16 protein-coding genes and 1 pseudogene are annotated in these 13,330 nt (G+C 57.9%); 3 read left to right on the top strand and 14 right to left on the bottom strand.

The features are described from left to right. From ACQY5R_RS17815 to ACQY5R_RS17755, 13 genes and pseudogenes are all read right to left on the bottom strand, one after another. A pseudogene (locus tag ACQY5R_RS17815) lies at positions 1–281 on the bottom strand (IS1380 family transposase); the annotation flags it as partial. Between the two features lie 87 nt (positions 282–368). Continuing rightward, complete coding sequence (locus ACQY5R_RS17810) at positions 369–1,094, bottom strand: TonB-dependent receptor (RefSeq protein WP_428610618.1); 726 nt, start codon at positions 1,092–1,094, stop codon at positions 369–371. A gap of 388 nt (positions 1,095–1,482) precedes the next feature. Then, positions 1,483–2,529, bottom strand: a complete 1,047-nt coding sequence (locus tag ACQY5R_RS17805; RefSeq protein ID WP_428610617.1) for an AraC family transcriptional regulator ligand-binding domain-containing protein — start codon at positions 2,527–2,529, stop codon at positions 1,483–1,485. A gap of 212 nt (positions 2,530–2,741) precedes the next feature. Further along, on the bottom strand, positions 2,742–4,691 hold the full coding sequence (locus ACQY5R_RS17800) for a DUF3363 domain-containing protein (RefSeq protein ID WP_428610615.1): 1,950 nt from the start codon (positions 4,689–4,691) through the stop codon (positions 2,742–2,744). Between the two features lie 409 nt (positions 4,692–5,100). Then, the gene (locus tag ACQY5R_RS17795) at positions 5,101–5,667 is read right to left on the bottom strand and encodes a S26 family signal peptidase (RefSeq protein WP_428610613.1); all 567 of its coding nucleotides are present in this window, start codon (positions 5,665–5,667) and stop codon (positions 5,101–5,103) included. Continuing rightward, complete coding sequence (locus tag ACQY5R_RS17790) at positions 5,664–6,194, bottom strand: DUF2840 domain-containing protein (protein ID WP_428610612.1); 531 nt, start codon at positions 6,192–6,194, stop codon at positions 5,664–5,666. Before ACQY5R_RS17790 ends, ACQY5R_RS17795 begins: the two co-directional genes overlap by 4 nt. Then, positions 6,194–6,445, bottom strand: coding sequence for a chromosome partitioning protein ParB (locus ACQY5R_RS17785; RefSeq protein WP_428610610.1), 252 nt, complete (start codon positions 6,443–6,445; stop codon positions 6,194–6,196). The genes ACQY5R_RS17790 and ACQY5R_RS17785 overlap by 1 nt, the downstream gene beginning before the upstream one ends. Further along, the gene (parA, locus tag ACQY5R_RS17780) at positions 6,442–7,080 is read right to left on the bottom strand and encodes a ParA family partition ATPase (RefSeq protein WP_428610608.1); all 639 of its coding nucleotides are present in this window, start codon (positions 7,078–7,080) and stop codon (positions 6,442–6,444) included. The genes ACQY5R_RS17785 and parA overlap by 4 nt, the downstream gene beginning before the upstream one ends. Before the next feature lie 295 nt (positions 7,081–7,375). Beyond that, positions 7,376–8,203, bottom strand: coding sequence for a replication initiator protein A (locus ACQY5R_RS17775; RefSeq protein ID WP_428610607.1), 828 nt, complete (start codon positions 8,201–8,203; stop codon positions 7,376–7,378). Between the two features lie 26 nt (positions 8,204–8,229). Continuing rightward, complete coding sequence (locus ACQY5R_RS17770; protein WP_428610605.1) at positions 8,230–8,535, bottom strand: helix-turn-helix transcriptional regulator; 306 nt, start codon at positions 8,533–8,535, stop codon at positions 8,230–8,232. An 83-nt stretch (positions 8,536–8,618) separates the two neighbouring features. Continuing rightward, positions 8,619–9,389 carry a DNA -binding domain-containing protein gene (locus ACQY5R_RS17765; RefSeq protein WP_428610603.1) on the bottom strand — a complete coding sequence of 257 codons (771 nt, stop codon included), beginning with the start codon at positions 9,387–9,389 and terminating at the stop codon, positions 8,619–8,621. A 368-nt stretch (positions 9,390–9,757) separates the two neighbouring features. Beyond that, positions 9,758–9,931 carry a DUF2958 domain-containing protein gene (locus tag ACQY5R_RS17760; protein ID WP_428610620.1) on the bottom strand — a complete coding sequence of 58 codons (174 nt, stop codon included), beginning with the start codon at positions 9,929–9,931 and terminating at the stop codon, positions 9,758–9,760. A gap of 17 nt (positions 9,932–9,948) precedes the next feature. After that, the gene (locus ACQY5R_RS17755) at positions 9,949–10,131 is read right to left on the bottom strand and encodes a DUF2958 domain-containing protein (RefSeq protein ID WP_428610602.1); all 183 of its coding nucleotides are present in this window, start codon (positions 10,129–10,131) and stop codon (positions 9,949–9,951) included. Positions 10,132–10,550: 419 nt separating this feature from the next. Between ACQY5R_RS17755 and ACQY5R_RS17750 the strand changes: the two genes are divergently transcribed. Beyond that, positions 10,551–10,853 carry a helix-turn-helix domain-containing protein gene (locus tag ACQY5R_RS17750; protein WP_428610600.1) on the top strand — a complete coding sequence of 101 codons (303 nt, stop codon included), beginning with the start codon at positions 10,551–10,553 and terminating at the stop codon, positions 10,851–10,853. Between the two features lie 158 nt (positions 10,854–11,011). Here the strand turns inward: ACQY5R_RS17750 and ACQY5R_RS17745 are convergent, their stop codons facing one another. Next, positions 11,012–11,485 (bottom strand): DUF1203 domain-containing protein, encoded by a 474-nt coding sequence (locus ACQY5R_RS17745; protein ID WP_428610598.1) that lies wholly within the window; start codon positions 11,483–11,485, stop codon positions 11,012–11,014. 218 nt (positions 11,486–11,703) lie between these two features. Here ACQY5R_RS17745 and ACQY5R_RS17740 point away from each other — a divergent pair, with 218 nt between their 5' ends. Then, positions 11,704–12,855 (top strand): alpha/beta hydrolase, encoded by a 1,152-nt coding sequence (locus ACQY5R_RS17740; protein WP_428610596.1) that lies wholly within the window; start codon positions 11,704–11,706, stop codon positions 12,853–12,855. A gap of 15 nt (positions 12,856–12,870) precedes the next feature. Further along, on the top strand, positions 12,871–13,330 hold a 460-nt coding region (locus tag ACQY5R_RS17735), incomplete at its 3' end, for a bifunctional transcriptional activator/DNA repair enzyme AdaA (protein ID WP_428610594.1).

The raw sequence follows: 13,330 nt of genomic DNA, 5'->3' as shown, positions 1-13,330 counted from the left end.
CGCAGCGTCGCTTCCGAGGGAATATCATCGATCGCCATCGAGGTCATAAAAAACAGATCGCTCTCGATAGTGTTAATGGCTTCAAAATCGTTTTTCCCCAAACAGACCAGCCCCAGATAACTTTTGAGCACATCCGAGTGTGTAATGCCGTGACGTAGCGCAATTTGCGCATCGACTTCGAGGCTAAGAGTGGTGTAGCGGTTAACGGCTTGGCCGATAAGAGCTAGTCCACTTTGGCTGACGATATCGGCTGAAGATTGTTCGATTTTGAAGCGCTTCATTATTCACTCATGGGGTGTATTTCTGACGCGGTGCATTTTACCAAAAAACACTATAATTTGTGGTTAAAAACGAATATTTTCAATTATTTAAGTCACGGATTCAGGTTTAAGTTTGGCACGTCCTGCAATTCGATCAGCATCGTCCAATTCTTGACCGGTATTCACAGCAGGTGTATATCCGTCGTGTCGTTTAGATACTAACGCAATACGACCTAGCACTTTTTCGCCTATCAAGGGGCCACTTATCGCAGCTTCTGTTTCCACATTATCGTAATTTCCAAGTGTTATGGCCGCATTACCATCGAATTCTTCAGTCGGGTCCCGAGTTACAATATTGATATTTCCACCAGTCGCGTTCCTACCATAAACCGTACCCTGAGGTCCTCGCAAAACTTCAATGCGCTCAACGTCAAAAAAGGAACTGTCAAAATACTGCTGTGTTCCAAGAAAAGTACCATCTAGATGAACAGCCACCCCAGGATCAGCACCATTTACTATGACATCATTTCCGATTCCTCGGATCTGAAGGTAGGTCGCGCCATTAAACCCTTCACCAACATCTAGACTTGGAGTGAAAAACTTCAGATCCTTAACGTTAGAAATTCTCTTACGTTCGATTTCTTCTCCTGAAAAAGCGGAAATAGCAATAGGAGTCTCTTGCAGACTTTCCTCCCTTTTCTGCGCTGTTACTATTATTTCTTCAAGCATGGTGCTTTTTCGAACGGGTTCATTGCCTAATGCTCCAGGCGGCACAATGAACGATAATAACGAAGCCGAAGCAAATGCGGCCTGATAGATTTTTTTATTTGACATGAATTTATCCCCCTACGCTCGTTATAAATACTCAGTGATGGTTAGCAGGCACCATACAATAGTCATCAGCACCGGATCTCGGGCTGTGCATTGCCCACCTTTTGATGATGGAACAACAGAGGAAATGACACCATGATGAAAATGGAATAGATACTTAACAAAAGTGGACACTTTGCCCGCTATGATGAAAGGAGCACCAGATCACCTGGGGACATAGTGGAGCCAGCTGAAATATGGCGCCATTTCAATTAGTTAGGATATGCCCCCTCACTGTCTTTACACGGGAAACTGATCTCTCTGGCTACGGCACTCCGCTTTTTGGATTCTCAGTGCCTAAACATTTTTGCGCTTGACACGGTACAGCACGTTATTAGCTGGCGTGGACTTTTTAACCACGGTGAGCATTGTCGTTTTCCCCCGCATAAGCCGCTCTATAGGTAGAAGGTGTAGCACCCGTCCATTGGAGAAAGGCGCGCGAGAATGCGGCGGGCTCGGTGAAACCCACTTTTTCCGCGACTATGGCGAGGGGTATCTCTGTGGTTAGCAGCAGCTTGAGGGCAAGTTCCCGGCGCACCCGGGATTTGATTTTCTGGTAGGACTCATTTTCCCGCTCCAGCATCCTGCGAATGGTTCGGGGATTGATGGAAAGCGTTTCCGAAACCGCTTCAACGGTAGGAAGGAAACCGCTTTCCCTTTGCTTCTCTGTCAATATTTGCTCAATCTGACTTGAGAGACTACGCTCATGACCCGGGACGGACAGCCAGTCACTGTACCTGTTGAGATATTCATTTAACTCGGCTTCAGACCGGACGACTTTGGCACGAAGGTATTTTTCATCGAAACACAGCCGGCATTCCGGTTGCCGGAACTCACTCTCGCAATGGAACAGGAGACGGTAATCGAAGCAGTATCCCGGTCTTGGCTCCGGGAAGCAAACCCGAGTCAACTTGATGCGGTTGCCGATCAGCCATGAATAGAATCGGTAGGCATTACTGATCCGGTACAAATGAAAAAAATGACTATCCACCCCTTCGGTGACCTGATAATTCAACCGAAGGCTGAACTCGGAGGTCTTTTTATCATGAAAATAGATGTAGTTGAAATCGTTACGGAAGTTCTCGATAAACTGGCTTAGCCCTTTTAACGCTTCCCCCAGCGTTTCGCAGACTAGCGCATGTTTGATCATTTCCACTTCCATCGGCAATTTGGCGGGAGATGCTAAAAAGCCCAGATAGATATCGTTGGTGGCTTCCTTGATCGCTCTAATCAGGCTGTAGAGCTCTCTGCCGTCAAGCTGGGAGTCCGGATCTTCGTAGATGTCCGGAGGAAGGCCAGCGTCCCGGAGTATTTCATGGGGGTCGTGCCCCGAGCGGATGGCTCCCTGCAGAAACCCCTTGATGTATTCGTTGCCGATGTAGTCTCTGTATTCAAACATTGTTCAACTACCTGCTCGCTCATTTTTTAGTATAGCCTTTTCGAGATTGTACCGTGAATCAGCCAGGGTATCGTAGTCCTGATTCAAAGCCAGGGTCAGCTGCAAGTTCAGGTTACCCTTCGCTAAAGAAATCTTGCTTAATTCTTGCTGGGCAGCAGTGCCTGGTTTTTATCGATTTGGGAATGTTGATTCCGACTATCAGCCAACGTCACTCAACCGATGGAGAGCCCTCGCTGTCGCCCAAACTCCCAACTCGCGGAATCGCCCCTGACCACCGCCGTGAGAGATTGCCCCAAGCGTTGTTCGATCACCGGTTTCCAGGGCACCAAGCGGAACCCCATGCCATCGTCCAGCATGGCGAAGCGACCGCTGGCGAGCATCAGGCTGCGGCGGTAGACACCGCTGACCCGCTCACCATCGGTGATTGGTCTGTATGCCAGGCCGGTTTCCTCCGTAATGCCCTCTGCAGCCCTGTTGAGTTCCCGATTACGTAGTGTCGTTAACAGGTTACGGGCAAGAACCACCCGCTGGCCGCGCTTCTTCGCCAGCCCTTCTTTCACCAGAAAATCAGCCCTTTTTTGCAGGGCAATATTGACCTCTGCACCAAAGCCCTGATTACCCATCCCCTGCTCTCTGCCGATCAACTGCTGGTCCAGCCAGGTGGCGCCAATCACTCTGGTTTGCCGCTCAATGGGGAGATGGGATTTCAGGGTCAAGGCGATGCCGCCGTTTCGCTGTCGGTCGTATTTCTGGCCCTGTTCCGGCAGGTCCGCCGGTACGCGCCATACGTCCTCGCCCAGGCGCTCCACGATACCGGCACGGCGCAGGGCTTCCAGCCGGCGGCGGTGGGCATTCATGACATCTTCGGGATCATGGTCAGGCGTTTTTGCGGTTGATTGGAACCGTTGTGAATTCAATCGGTACAGCCCGTCCTCTGCCAGTATGGCAATATCGCGGTCCACGGTGCGGGCTTTGCCCATACCTCTGGCCTCCACCACCGCGCCCATGGGGTACTCTCCCAATTCTGCCCTAGCCGGCAGCGCCACGTAATGGGCCTTGCCGTCGATACCATCGAGCACCAGGTAGCCCTTGTCGTGGAGTTCATCCGCCAGCCCTTTGTCGGCTACGCGGCCGATGATGGGACTTGCGTTTTCATTTGGCTCGAACACCTCCAGCTCGCGCTGTTGTCCGCTCATCGCTCGTTGCAGAGTGCGGATAATGTCGCCCCGCTCCCCCATGGCCCGCAATGTGCGCTCGGCCTCGGGATGGAGCATCCACTCACCGGCTTGCCGCTCGGTCGCCAGGCCCATGCGCTGCAGGCGTTGCAGCCGTCCAATCAGCATCAGGCGCTGGCGTTGCAGGCGCGGCTCCGCCAGTGTCTTCCTGTCGAGTAGGCCGTTTTGGGCCTCGCGCTTCAATGTGCGATCCAATCCGGTCCAGCGCTCCTGCTCCACCTCCCGTTGCAGGCTGCGCTGGATCTCCAGCTCGGTGCGTGGCCCTAGCCACTCGGTGGCCAGTTCGGAGGCGCGATACCGCATGCCGTCGCTGATATAGTCGCGGGAGATGATCAAATCCTTGCCCTGGTCATCCCTGCCCCGCAACACGATATGGGTGTGGGGGTTGTCGGTGTTCCAGTGGTCCACAGCTACCCAGTCCAGTTGCGTGCCCAGGTCCTGCTCCATGCGTTGCATCAGGTCGCGGGTATAGCGGTGCAGGTCTTCCAGCTCCGCCGCGTCCTCGGGAGAGACGATAAAGCGGAACTGGTGGCGATCCTCCCGGCCACGTTGCTCGAAGTTCGCGAGATCGGCATCGTCACTCAGGGCGCTGTACGCCCTGCCCGGTTCGCCGTCCCGCCCCACGCCTTCGCGTTCGATATAGCGCAGGTGGGTAATGGTGGATCGCATCCCGGCCTTGGAGAGATTCACTAGCCAGGTCTTGATGGTGACGCGTCGGGCATTGAGCGCCAGTGACTGCCCGGCAAAGCGAGCGGCCACATGGCCGCGGCCGAGGCGGGCACCCGGACGACTGCCACCTTTGCGGGCTCGGGAACCTGCCTTGCTGGCCTCTTTGATCACCCGATTGACGAAGGACTGCCCGCGATTCCTTGGAGCGTTGGGGCGGATACGAAAGCTGTCACCCTCGTCGTTGCGGCGCCGGCTCATAGGACAACTCCAACCAAATACGGCGGGCTTGGGGGTAGACAGCACGCGGTATCGCCAGTGTTAACGCGACGTTGACGCTTTCCACGGCACGGTGACCGACCCCGGCGTGTGCCGCGCCCACCCCATGTGCAGACCGGCTTTTCGCGCACCGGAGTGCCGCGACCTTTTATCTTGCCCTGCATCTTTTCCCGGCCTTCCGGCCCGGGGACGCGATGCCCTGGCGATGCTGTAGGGTCAGTAAGCCGGTCGCCGGCGAGCGCAATCCTTGCCAAGGTTGGCGTGCGCTCGGGGCAATCGGTCTGTACAAAGGACTGCCGCAATCCAAGCGGTGCGATTGCACCGGTACGGCTGCGGCAGGTACACAAAAGCTGCACGGTGATTAACGGAACCCTGTGAACCTTCACGGCTGTCACTCCAGGTCCAGCCGTTGCGCCACACCGATCACCGATTCAACACTGACCGGACCAAAATAGCGGCTGTCGAAGGAGGCCGGATTGGTGGTGCTGAGCAGGAACAGTTTACCATCTTTAAGTTGACGGCATTGCGACCAGGAAGACAGTGGACGTGCCTGCGCATCAACGAGCAGCACCTGGGCCACCGGCACACCGTCAATATGCACGCTGCCACCCTCAATGCAGACATGCTGCGGCGCCACCGCGCCGACCCGTTTCAGCAATGGGACATCCAAGGGCAGGTAGCCGCGATGATCCGCCAGCGTTGCAATGTCTGTCGGCAAATCGATCAACACGATGCAGTTCACCGGTATCGCATTTGGCTCTTTAGCTGAGATGGTATCCAGCGGTGTGACGCGATACCAACCGATGGGCACGCTGTCGGACGCGTTGTAGACCACCCGAGCCGTGGCCGGCGTGAATGCCGCCCAGGCCAGCGCGGCCAGCCCCCCAATCATCAGCACCAGCACGGCGAGGCAGGCGTAGCGACGTGAACGGGAATACGTGTTGGATAGTGCCTTCATTGCAGCTCTCTCCTTGCCAGCCAGGCGGCATGCCGGTCGGCGTTGTAATCGGGCAGCGGCAGACACGCCGCCAGGCGGTTGTTCAGCAGTCGCCAGTACGCTGGCGACACGTCGGCGGGTTCAATGCTCTGCACCTCGATGGCGTCGATCTGTGATAAGGCTGAGCGCACATTACGCTCGCCCTCGGCGCGCAACAGGATGTGGGCGCCGGGTCGTACCCCGCGCACCCGTTGCATGCCCTCCCCCAACATCCCAGTTTGCAGCACCATCAGTTGCCAGCGGGTGGTGCCGTAGTCGTTCGACGCCCAATGGATGCGACAGAATTGCTGCGCCGGTGAGAACACGGCATAGCGTCGCCAGCGGTCGATTTGATGCACGCGCAGCGGACAACCGAAACGCAGATACAGGCTGACGCGTTGTGCGATGTAGAGCAGCGACACACGGGTCAACGGCGGGTTGTCGTCGGGTTCGGCCCGTTGTTGAGGCTGACTATTTGGCAAGCCGGGTTTTGTGGGGAGGTTTGCCATCACGAGCGCTCCTCCGGAAACTCCCGTTCCAGCAGTGCGCGCAGCATGTCCGCCACGGTGATGCCCTGGGTGAAGGCCGATACCTTGATGCGGGCACGCATCCCCGGTGTCACGTCCAGTGTTAATCGTGCGGTGTAGAGTTCGCCTTTCTGCAGGTTGCTGGCATCGCCCTGGCGAACCCAGGCCTCCGCCTGGGGATCCGCTGGGGGACGTGTGCCAATGGCAACGCGTTTGGGGCGCTCCCCGCTCATGGCGACCCCCGCAGCAATTCATCGGTCAGGGTGGCGATTTCACGGGCCGCCGCACTGTCCGGTGCGGTTTCCCTGGCCAGTCGTCCCGCCGCCACACTGTCGGCGAAGACGATGCGCTGGCAGATTTCAGATTCCAGTGCGGGGAACGGTTGTGTGTCCAACGTACCGCGGGCTTCACGGCCGATCACCGTGCGCACCACGCGCCGGTTGATGACAAAGGCGGCGGCAAGATCGGGTCTGAACACCTGCGCTTCGCGGATCAGCGTCACCATCTCGGCACTGGCCCACAGGTCGTAGGGGCTGGGCTGCACGGGAATCAGCACCCGTTGTGCGGCCATCAATGCGGAACGGGCGATGGCGGCAATGCGCGGCGGGCCGTCGATGACGATGTGATCGCAGCGCCGGGCCAGCTCCGGCGCCTCCTGGTGCAGGGTTTCCCTGGCCAGCCCAACGGCGCTAAACAGACGTGGCAATCCCTGCTGGCTGCGCCGCTGTGTCCAGTCCAGCGCCGAGCCCTGGGGATCGGCATCCAGCAGGATCACCTGTTGACCGCGCAGCGCGAGTTCACCGGCAATGTGGGTGGCCAGCGTGGTTTTGCCCACACCGCCCTTCTGGTTGAGCAGGGCGAGGATCATGGCAGCGCCCTCCCCGGTTCACTCTTGTTTACCCGAATAGTGTTTACCCGATCAGCGCTAGCCGGATCGGCGTTTTGTCGATGTCTCTTCCGACTTATCCACCGTGCCAAGAGGTAATAACCTGTTAAATAAAGAGGTTGACTGTTAGGTATTACGTTAGAGAGCACGGCAGGCCGCGCCATCCGTGGGCTCGCGGCCAATCGATACGCCTGATAGCACGAGGGGGTTACGCCCGATAGCACGAACCACTGTGCGCCTGATAGCACGAGCCCATTCACAGCTTGTCCCGCAGTTATCAACGTGTCATGCGCGGCACAGGCCGAAACACCAAGGTTTCTGGAAAACCGGGCTTGCGCTCGATGGACAGCACATAGCCTGGCAGCGATTGCCTTGCGACAAGCGCGCGCAGATCGCAGGCGAAATCGCTGGGCCGGGCCAGGCTGCCGGATTTGCAGTGCAGGTAGGGAAAATCGAACCGCCACCCCTCGGGCTGCCGACCTCCGTGTTTGCGCACCAGCCGGTACAGCCAGCGCTCGATGCCCCCAGTCAATTTGAAATACGCCGGATCGATGGTGAGCACCAGGGCCTCGTCCAGCACCCCGGCAAAGAACCAGTCCGCCAGAATGAGTTCGACGCCCAGCGGTCGCCCCTGGGCATCCGCGCACTCCTGCCACTCGCTGATCCAGGAGAAGCGGTGCAGGCGCCGCCCGGTGGCCTCGCGGATGGAGGTGGCCACCGTGGTGGATTGCAGGCGATCCAGGGCCGCCTTGAGGCGCTGGTAGTCCCGCCGCGAGGTGCCGCGCCCGATAAAGCGCAGGATCTCGTGGGGCGTGGCGCGCACCCGCCGGGAAGGCCGGAGCCCGGCGTCGCAGGCCTCGACGATCTGGCTGGCCGCCCAGATCAGGATATCGGCATCCCAGATGGTGGCAATGCCGTGGGCCCGGGTACCCTCCACCCGCACGGTGACCGGGCCGGAACAGAAGTCGATGGGCACAATGCGGCGCGACTTCGCCAGCGAGAAGAACGGGTAGGCCATCAGGTCCTGGGCATCGCGTATCGCCATCTCTCCCGGCAGGGCGCGGAACAGGTCGAGCTGAGCCGTCTCCTTGCCCGGACCTGGCATGGCGCGCACCGCGGGCAGCCCCGGCTTCAGCGATCATGGCGGCTGTCGCCGGCGTGGCGTTCGACGTACTCGGGATCGCAGGTGGCCCCGTAGCTGCCGGCATCGGCCCAGGCGTCCAGATCACTGACCGCGTACATCACCCGGCGGCCGAACTTGCGAAATCGTGGGCCACCGCCAATGACGCGTTGTTTTTCCAGGGTGCGGGGCGACAGGCGCAGGTAGGCGGCGGCCTCGTCGTTGGTCAGGTAGCGCGACGGCGGCACGGCGGATTTTGTCGAGGATGACGGCGTATTGGTGGGGGCGGCGGCTGGCCGCAGGGGTGTGGGTCTCATGGTAGACATCTCCATCGGTGTGGGTCGGTGGCCACAGGGGTGTGGCCGGATGGAGGCAGTCTGGGAGAAGCTGAGCGCTGTGCTCAGGGACGTTTTGCGGGTGGGCCGGAACGTCCCTCTTCGACCGGTAGCGGCACCAATTGGCGGTAACCGCCGTGAATCAGGCTCCGGCCGCGACGCACCAGGCGGCGCACGCGGGCGCGCAGCGGGCTGTCGGCATGCCACTCCCGGTCAACGGTTTTTTTGCCAAACAGCGCCCGGGCCACGGTGCGCAGGGAGGCACCGGCGAGTGTGCCGTCCAGGGCCTGTAGCGTATGCAGTTCCAGCAGTTCGATGGCTGTGGGGCGAGCGCATGCCGCCGCAGAGGACACAGCACCGGTTAACAGCTTCTCCACCTCATTGACCAAGCCACGCCGTGCGGAGGTGCGCAGTGCATGGACATAGGCCATGCCCTCCCGCAACCCCGGCGCGAGGGCCAGGTGAAGACAGGATCGGGCCCGGCGCGTTGCCAACAGCAATCGACGGCCATCGTGGACCAGCCGTTTGCGGCCGGGGAACCGCCACAGGCAAAAGCCCTCGGCGTCCGGTGGTGGATCGAGATCGGGGTGGAGCTGGATTACGTTGCCGTGATCCGGACGCCACACCGGGAGCGCCTCCCGCGCATCCAGGGCCGGGTCTTCCAGCAGGCGCAAGCCCCAATGCGTCGCCGCATCGAGATGGGAACGGCGACGCGACCAGTCGCGCCGGTAGTCCGGGTGACGGCGCAGGTACTCCCAGGCCAGTCCCGGCCCGTCGAGGTGCAGCACATAGAGATAGGCGGCACCGGGGTGCCAGTGTTCACAGGGCTCGTCCATGACGTGGCTTTTCCCTTTTCCCTCATCATTCAGCAGGAGACATCGCCGCGGACGAGGGCTGGGAGCCAGGGCATCATGGGCGTAGCGTCATGGCGATCGGGTACCTGTGGGGTGTCAAGTCCGATGGGCTCCTGGACAGTGTGGGCGTCGTCCGATAGCGAGGCCGCACGAGTAGGATACCCAAGCGGCACCGTGCACCCTGCCCTGTTTCGCCGCAAATATCCTGACTGTTTTCGACTTGGCTGCAGCCCGCTGGCGCGGCAATACGCACTGTTGCGCCCAGCGTCTGACACCGGACCGAAAAAGACATAGCGATAATGGCGATACAGGGCGGTTGCCAGCCCGGGGCTGCGGGCTGGCAGGGCCGATCAATCCAGAATTGAGCCGTTGTCGCGGGCCAATGCCGCGTACTCGGAGAGTGTACGCCTGCCCTCGAAGAACAGATCGCGCTCCACCGGTAGGCCCAGCGGACCACGGATCGAGGCCAGTTCGGATAACCGGACATAGCCCAGTTCCGGCATGCCCAATCCCAGGTCGCACAGGCCGAATTATGTCGAGTTCAACATAAGCCGAAGGCGGTGTCGCCGTCCTCGGGATCGAGCTCCGTCAGCAGCCAGGTGGCCTTGGCGTCCGGCGTAAACAGCTTGACCACCGGTGGCGGGTCGATGTCTTGTCCTTCGGCGTGGGCCTGGCCGTTGGCCAGCAATTGCGTGCGTTGGTGTTCGGTGATGAGTGTTTTCATGGTCGCTTCCTCGCTTGGGTTCGCTCCACAGCGGAGCGAGGCGACACCGGGCGCGAACAAGCCGCGCGGCCGTCACACCCCAACACGGTCCGGTGCGGGCCGGGGTTGACGGCAAGCGGTACGCGCCAGACTCGCGCACTGTCTACCGTGGGGTGAACCCGGGAAGCGGTACGGAGAAACACGAAACCGGAAAGGCACACTTGCGATTGCGTGCCCAAGCACAAAGCCGGAATTACGGAAAGCAGCAAAATCACAATCCCTGTAAAGAACGATTCAACGCATCCACAAACCCACAAAAGCGGATTTCCGTGAAAGAACAAAACCACGAAAAAGGGGCCAACCCCCGAAAATGAACACTATAGATTGTAGCCCTAAAGGATTCAACCGGGTGTCATCTTGTCTTTTGGGAACACCACAAGATGGCAAAAAAAACCACACTGGGATCAGCCCTACAAACAGCGAGGAAGGCACGCGGCCTCAGCCAGGAAGCGTTTTCCGACGTATCCAGCCGTACCTACCTGAGCACGCTGGAACGCGGCTTGAAAAGCCCGACTCTGAAGAAACTGGAAGAACTCTGCGAGGTGCTGGACTTGCATCCGCTGACGTTGTTATTGCTCAGCTACACCAGTAACCAGAAACAAGCCCGGGAGCTCGCCGAGAAGATTCTTGATGAGGCGGAAAGCATTCGGACACAGAAAGCGAAAGCGCCAAACTCAAACTGAGTCAGCGTTTTTATTCGTCGACTCGCGCTCTCGACTCAAGACCCATCCGGATCCAGAGACCAACAAAAACCGACAGTGAAACCCTCTCGCCAACGAAGCGCCCCGCCGCAATGGGCGGCGGCTGGTGTTGTACCAACCTTGGGTGAGGGGAAGACCGCCTACCAGCGCTCAACCCGGCACTGATAACAGTTGGTCTGCGCGGCCCGAACGTGCAGATAGGCGACGTCCGGGGTCTGCAACAGTTCTCGGCAGGTATCCTCCAAGCTGTTTGCGGGTACCACCTTGCAAGTGTCATAACAGATTCTGTGATCATCGCCGTAACCCCGGACAATCACCAAGCTTTCGCCCCAGTCTTCAAACATCTTGGGTACTTCATGCTGATTATCGTAGGCGGCACAAGGCCGGGCATGCAGAAATATCGGCCCGACTTCGGCATAAGGCTGTAACGCCTCAAAGGGCCGATAGGCCAGCACGAGCTTTTCTTCATCCACCGCTATGGGTTCAAGACAGTGCCGGCAAGGGCCGCCACCTGTCTTATGCCGTTCCGGTGGCCTATGATTGGCATCCGGTGCACCTCGCTGATAAGCGCGAACCTGGGGTGTCGGTATTGGTACCACCCTGATTTTGGACATAACATGCTCCCCTCGCTGCCAAATTTCCGGAATAAAGTACGTAGCGTATCGGTCTGCCAAAATAAAAAACTCCGATTCTTGCGATGCAATGAAACAATCAATCACAAGATTCGGATAGCGGGAGACACCTACAACACGAAATACTCACCTCTCATCTCAACGGAACTAATCCGTGTGAGTTATTGAAACTGGCTATTTACACGACGAGAGGAGGAACTATGGTTAGGTTTCTGACACTATCCTTGATACTGTGCGCGCAGCCAATGATTGCTGTAAGCTCCGAGCAGAAGACTGGAATCACGGCCGATGGAACACTCCATTTGCCAGCATTCGACTTACCGGAATCGTCTTTCCTTAGCCAAGAAACCCGTGCCGCTTTAAAACGCGAACGCGATGTCTATTCCAAGGAAGATACAGCCAACGCCTGCCCATCTTTCGAAGGAGCTGCCCACAAGGACATTCCTTCCATTCGCCAGTGCCTGGCTGATGCATTTTATAAGACGTCATCGTATCAAACCATGATGACACATTATCCTGTCAACATGACACCGGAGATCATCGGCGGGGTGTATACGGAAGTCTTCACTCCCATCAAAGGGGTTGCCCCTAAAAACCGGGACCGCGTGTTGATCAATTTACATGCCGGCGCGCTGATGTGGGGGAGCCGGACCCTCAGCCATCTGGAATCCATACCCATCGCTTCAGTTGGAAATATCAAGGTGATCAGTGTCGATTATCGGATGGGGCCGGAATTTGTATTCCCTGCGGCCAGTGAAGATGTTGCGTCGGTATACCGGGAATTGCTTAAAGATTACAAACCGGAAAATATCGGGATCTACGGAAATTCCGGAGGAGCCATGCTGGTTGCTCAGGCCATGGCCTGGTTCCAACAAGAAAATATACCCTTGCCTGGGGCTGTCGGAATGTTTTTTTCAGGTGCGCCAACAGCATTCGACGGGGACAGGTACAAGTGGGGAAAAAGTGACAGTGCCTATGTGACAGAAGCCATTCGCGAGGCCCGATCCCCAGGAACGGGTTTCGGAATCTGGGAAAGGCTCTTCGGGCCAGGACATACGTACTTCAAGGGATTACAACGTGGCGGACCGCTCGACAGCCCGGGTAGTTATGACAATATCATGGCAAAATTTCCACCAACATTATTGATTAATGGTGGCCTACGGGATTTTTCTTTGAGCATGGTCATGGTTACACATGCGCAGCTGGTAAGGCTTGGGGTGGAGGCGGACCTACACATTTGGGAAGGTATGAGTCACATTTTTCAAAACAATCCGGAATTTCCTGAATCTCGCGAAGCTTATAATGTCACCGTGAAGTTTTTCGACACACATCTTGGCGATGAACTCCAATAATCGGGAGATAACATCATGAACAACCAACAGGATCAATATTGGCAAGCGGTACAGGAGAGAAATCCCGCTTTCGATGATGTCTTTTGCTATGGCGTGGTAACCACGGGCGTCTATTGCCGTCCATCCTGTAATGCACGCACCCCATTGCGAAAAAATGTACGTTTCTACCAGAGCAGGGATGCGGCAGAGGGGGACGGCCTACGTCCCTGCAAACGCTGCCGGCCGGATGCTGAGCTCGACGCCCGGGCAAACCTGATGCATGCCATGAGCCAGTATATTGAGAAACATCACCAACAGCGCCTGACGCTGGAACACCTGGCTGAACAGGCGGGTATGAGCGCCAGCCACTTCCAACGCAGTTTCAAGCAATACCTGGGGGTCTCGCCGAAAAAGTTCCAGGACAACTGCAGAATCAAACAGTTTAAGAGCCAGCTTAAATCGGGAAGCGATATCACAACCGCCCTGCAAAACAGCG

The sequence above is a fragment of the Sedimenticola sp. genome, from assembly GCF_050289425.1.
In the GTDB taxonomy this organism is placed as follows: Bacteria; Pseudomonadota; Gammaproteobacteria; order Chromatiales; family Chromatiaceae; genus Sedimenticola.
This window is presented reverse-complemented; position numbering and strand designations above follow the sequence as displayed.

Coding starts and splice junctions, on each gene's coding strand:
- ACQY5R_RS17810 (WP_428610618.1), bottom strand. CDS start 1,094: ATGTCAAATAAAAAAATCTATCAGGCCGCATTTGCTTCGGCTTCGTTA.
- ACQY5R_RS17805 (WP_428610617.1), bottom strand. CDS start 2,529: ATGTTTGAATACAGAGACTACATCGGCAACGAATACATCAAGGGGTTT.
- ACQY5R_RS17800 (WP_428610615.1), bottom strand. CDS start 4,691: ATGAGCCGGCGCCGCAACGACGAGGGTGACAGCTTTCGTATCCGCCCC.
- ACQY5R_RS17795 (WP_428610613.1), bottom strand. CDS start 5,667: ATGAAGGCACTATCCAACACGTATTCCCGTTCACGTCGCTACGCCTGC.
- ACQY5R_RS17790 (WP_428610612.1), bottom strand. CDS start 6,194: ATGGCAAACCTCCCCACAAAACCCGGCTTGCCAAATAGTCAGCCTCAA.
- ACQY5R_RS17785 (WP_428610610.1), bottom strand. CDS start 6,445: ATGAGCGGGGAGCGCCCCAAACGCGTTGCCATTGGCACACGTCCCCCA.
- parA (WP_428610608.1), bottom strand. CDS start 7,080: ATGATCCTCGCCCTGCTCAACCAGAAGGGCGGTGTGGGCAAAACCACG.
- ACQY5R_RS17775 (WP_428610607.1), bottom strand. CDS start 8,203: ATGCCAGGTCCGGGCAAGGAGACGGCTCAGCTCGACCTGTTCCGCGCC.
- ACQY5R_RS17770 (WP_428610605.1), bottom strand. CDS start 8,535: ATGAGACCCACACCCCTGCGGCCAGCCGCCGCCCCCACCAATACGCCG.
- ACQY5R_RS17765 (WP_428610603.1), bottom strand. CDS start 9,389: ATGGACGAGCCCTGTGAACACTGGCACCCCGGTGCCGCCTATCTCTAT.
- ACQY5R_RS17755 (WP_428610602.1), bottom strand. CDS start 10,131: ATGAAAACACTCATCACCGAACACCAACGCACGCAATTGCTGGCCAAC.
- ACQY5R_RS17750 (WP_428610600.1), top strand. CDS start 10,551: ATGGCAAAAAAAACCACACTGGGATCAGCCCTACAAACAGCGAGGAAG.
- ACQY5R_RS17745 (WP_428610598.1), bottom strand. CDS start 11,485: ATGTCCAAAATCAGGGTGGTACCAATACCGACACCCCAGGTTCGCGCT.
- ACQY5R_RS17740 (WP_428610596.1), top strand. CDS start 11,704: ATGGTTAGGTTTCTGACACTATCCTTGATACTGTGCGCGCAGCCAATG.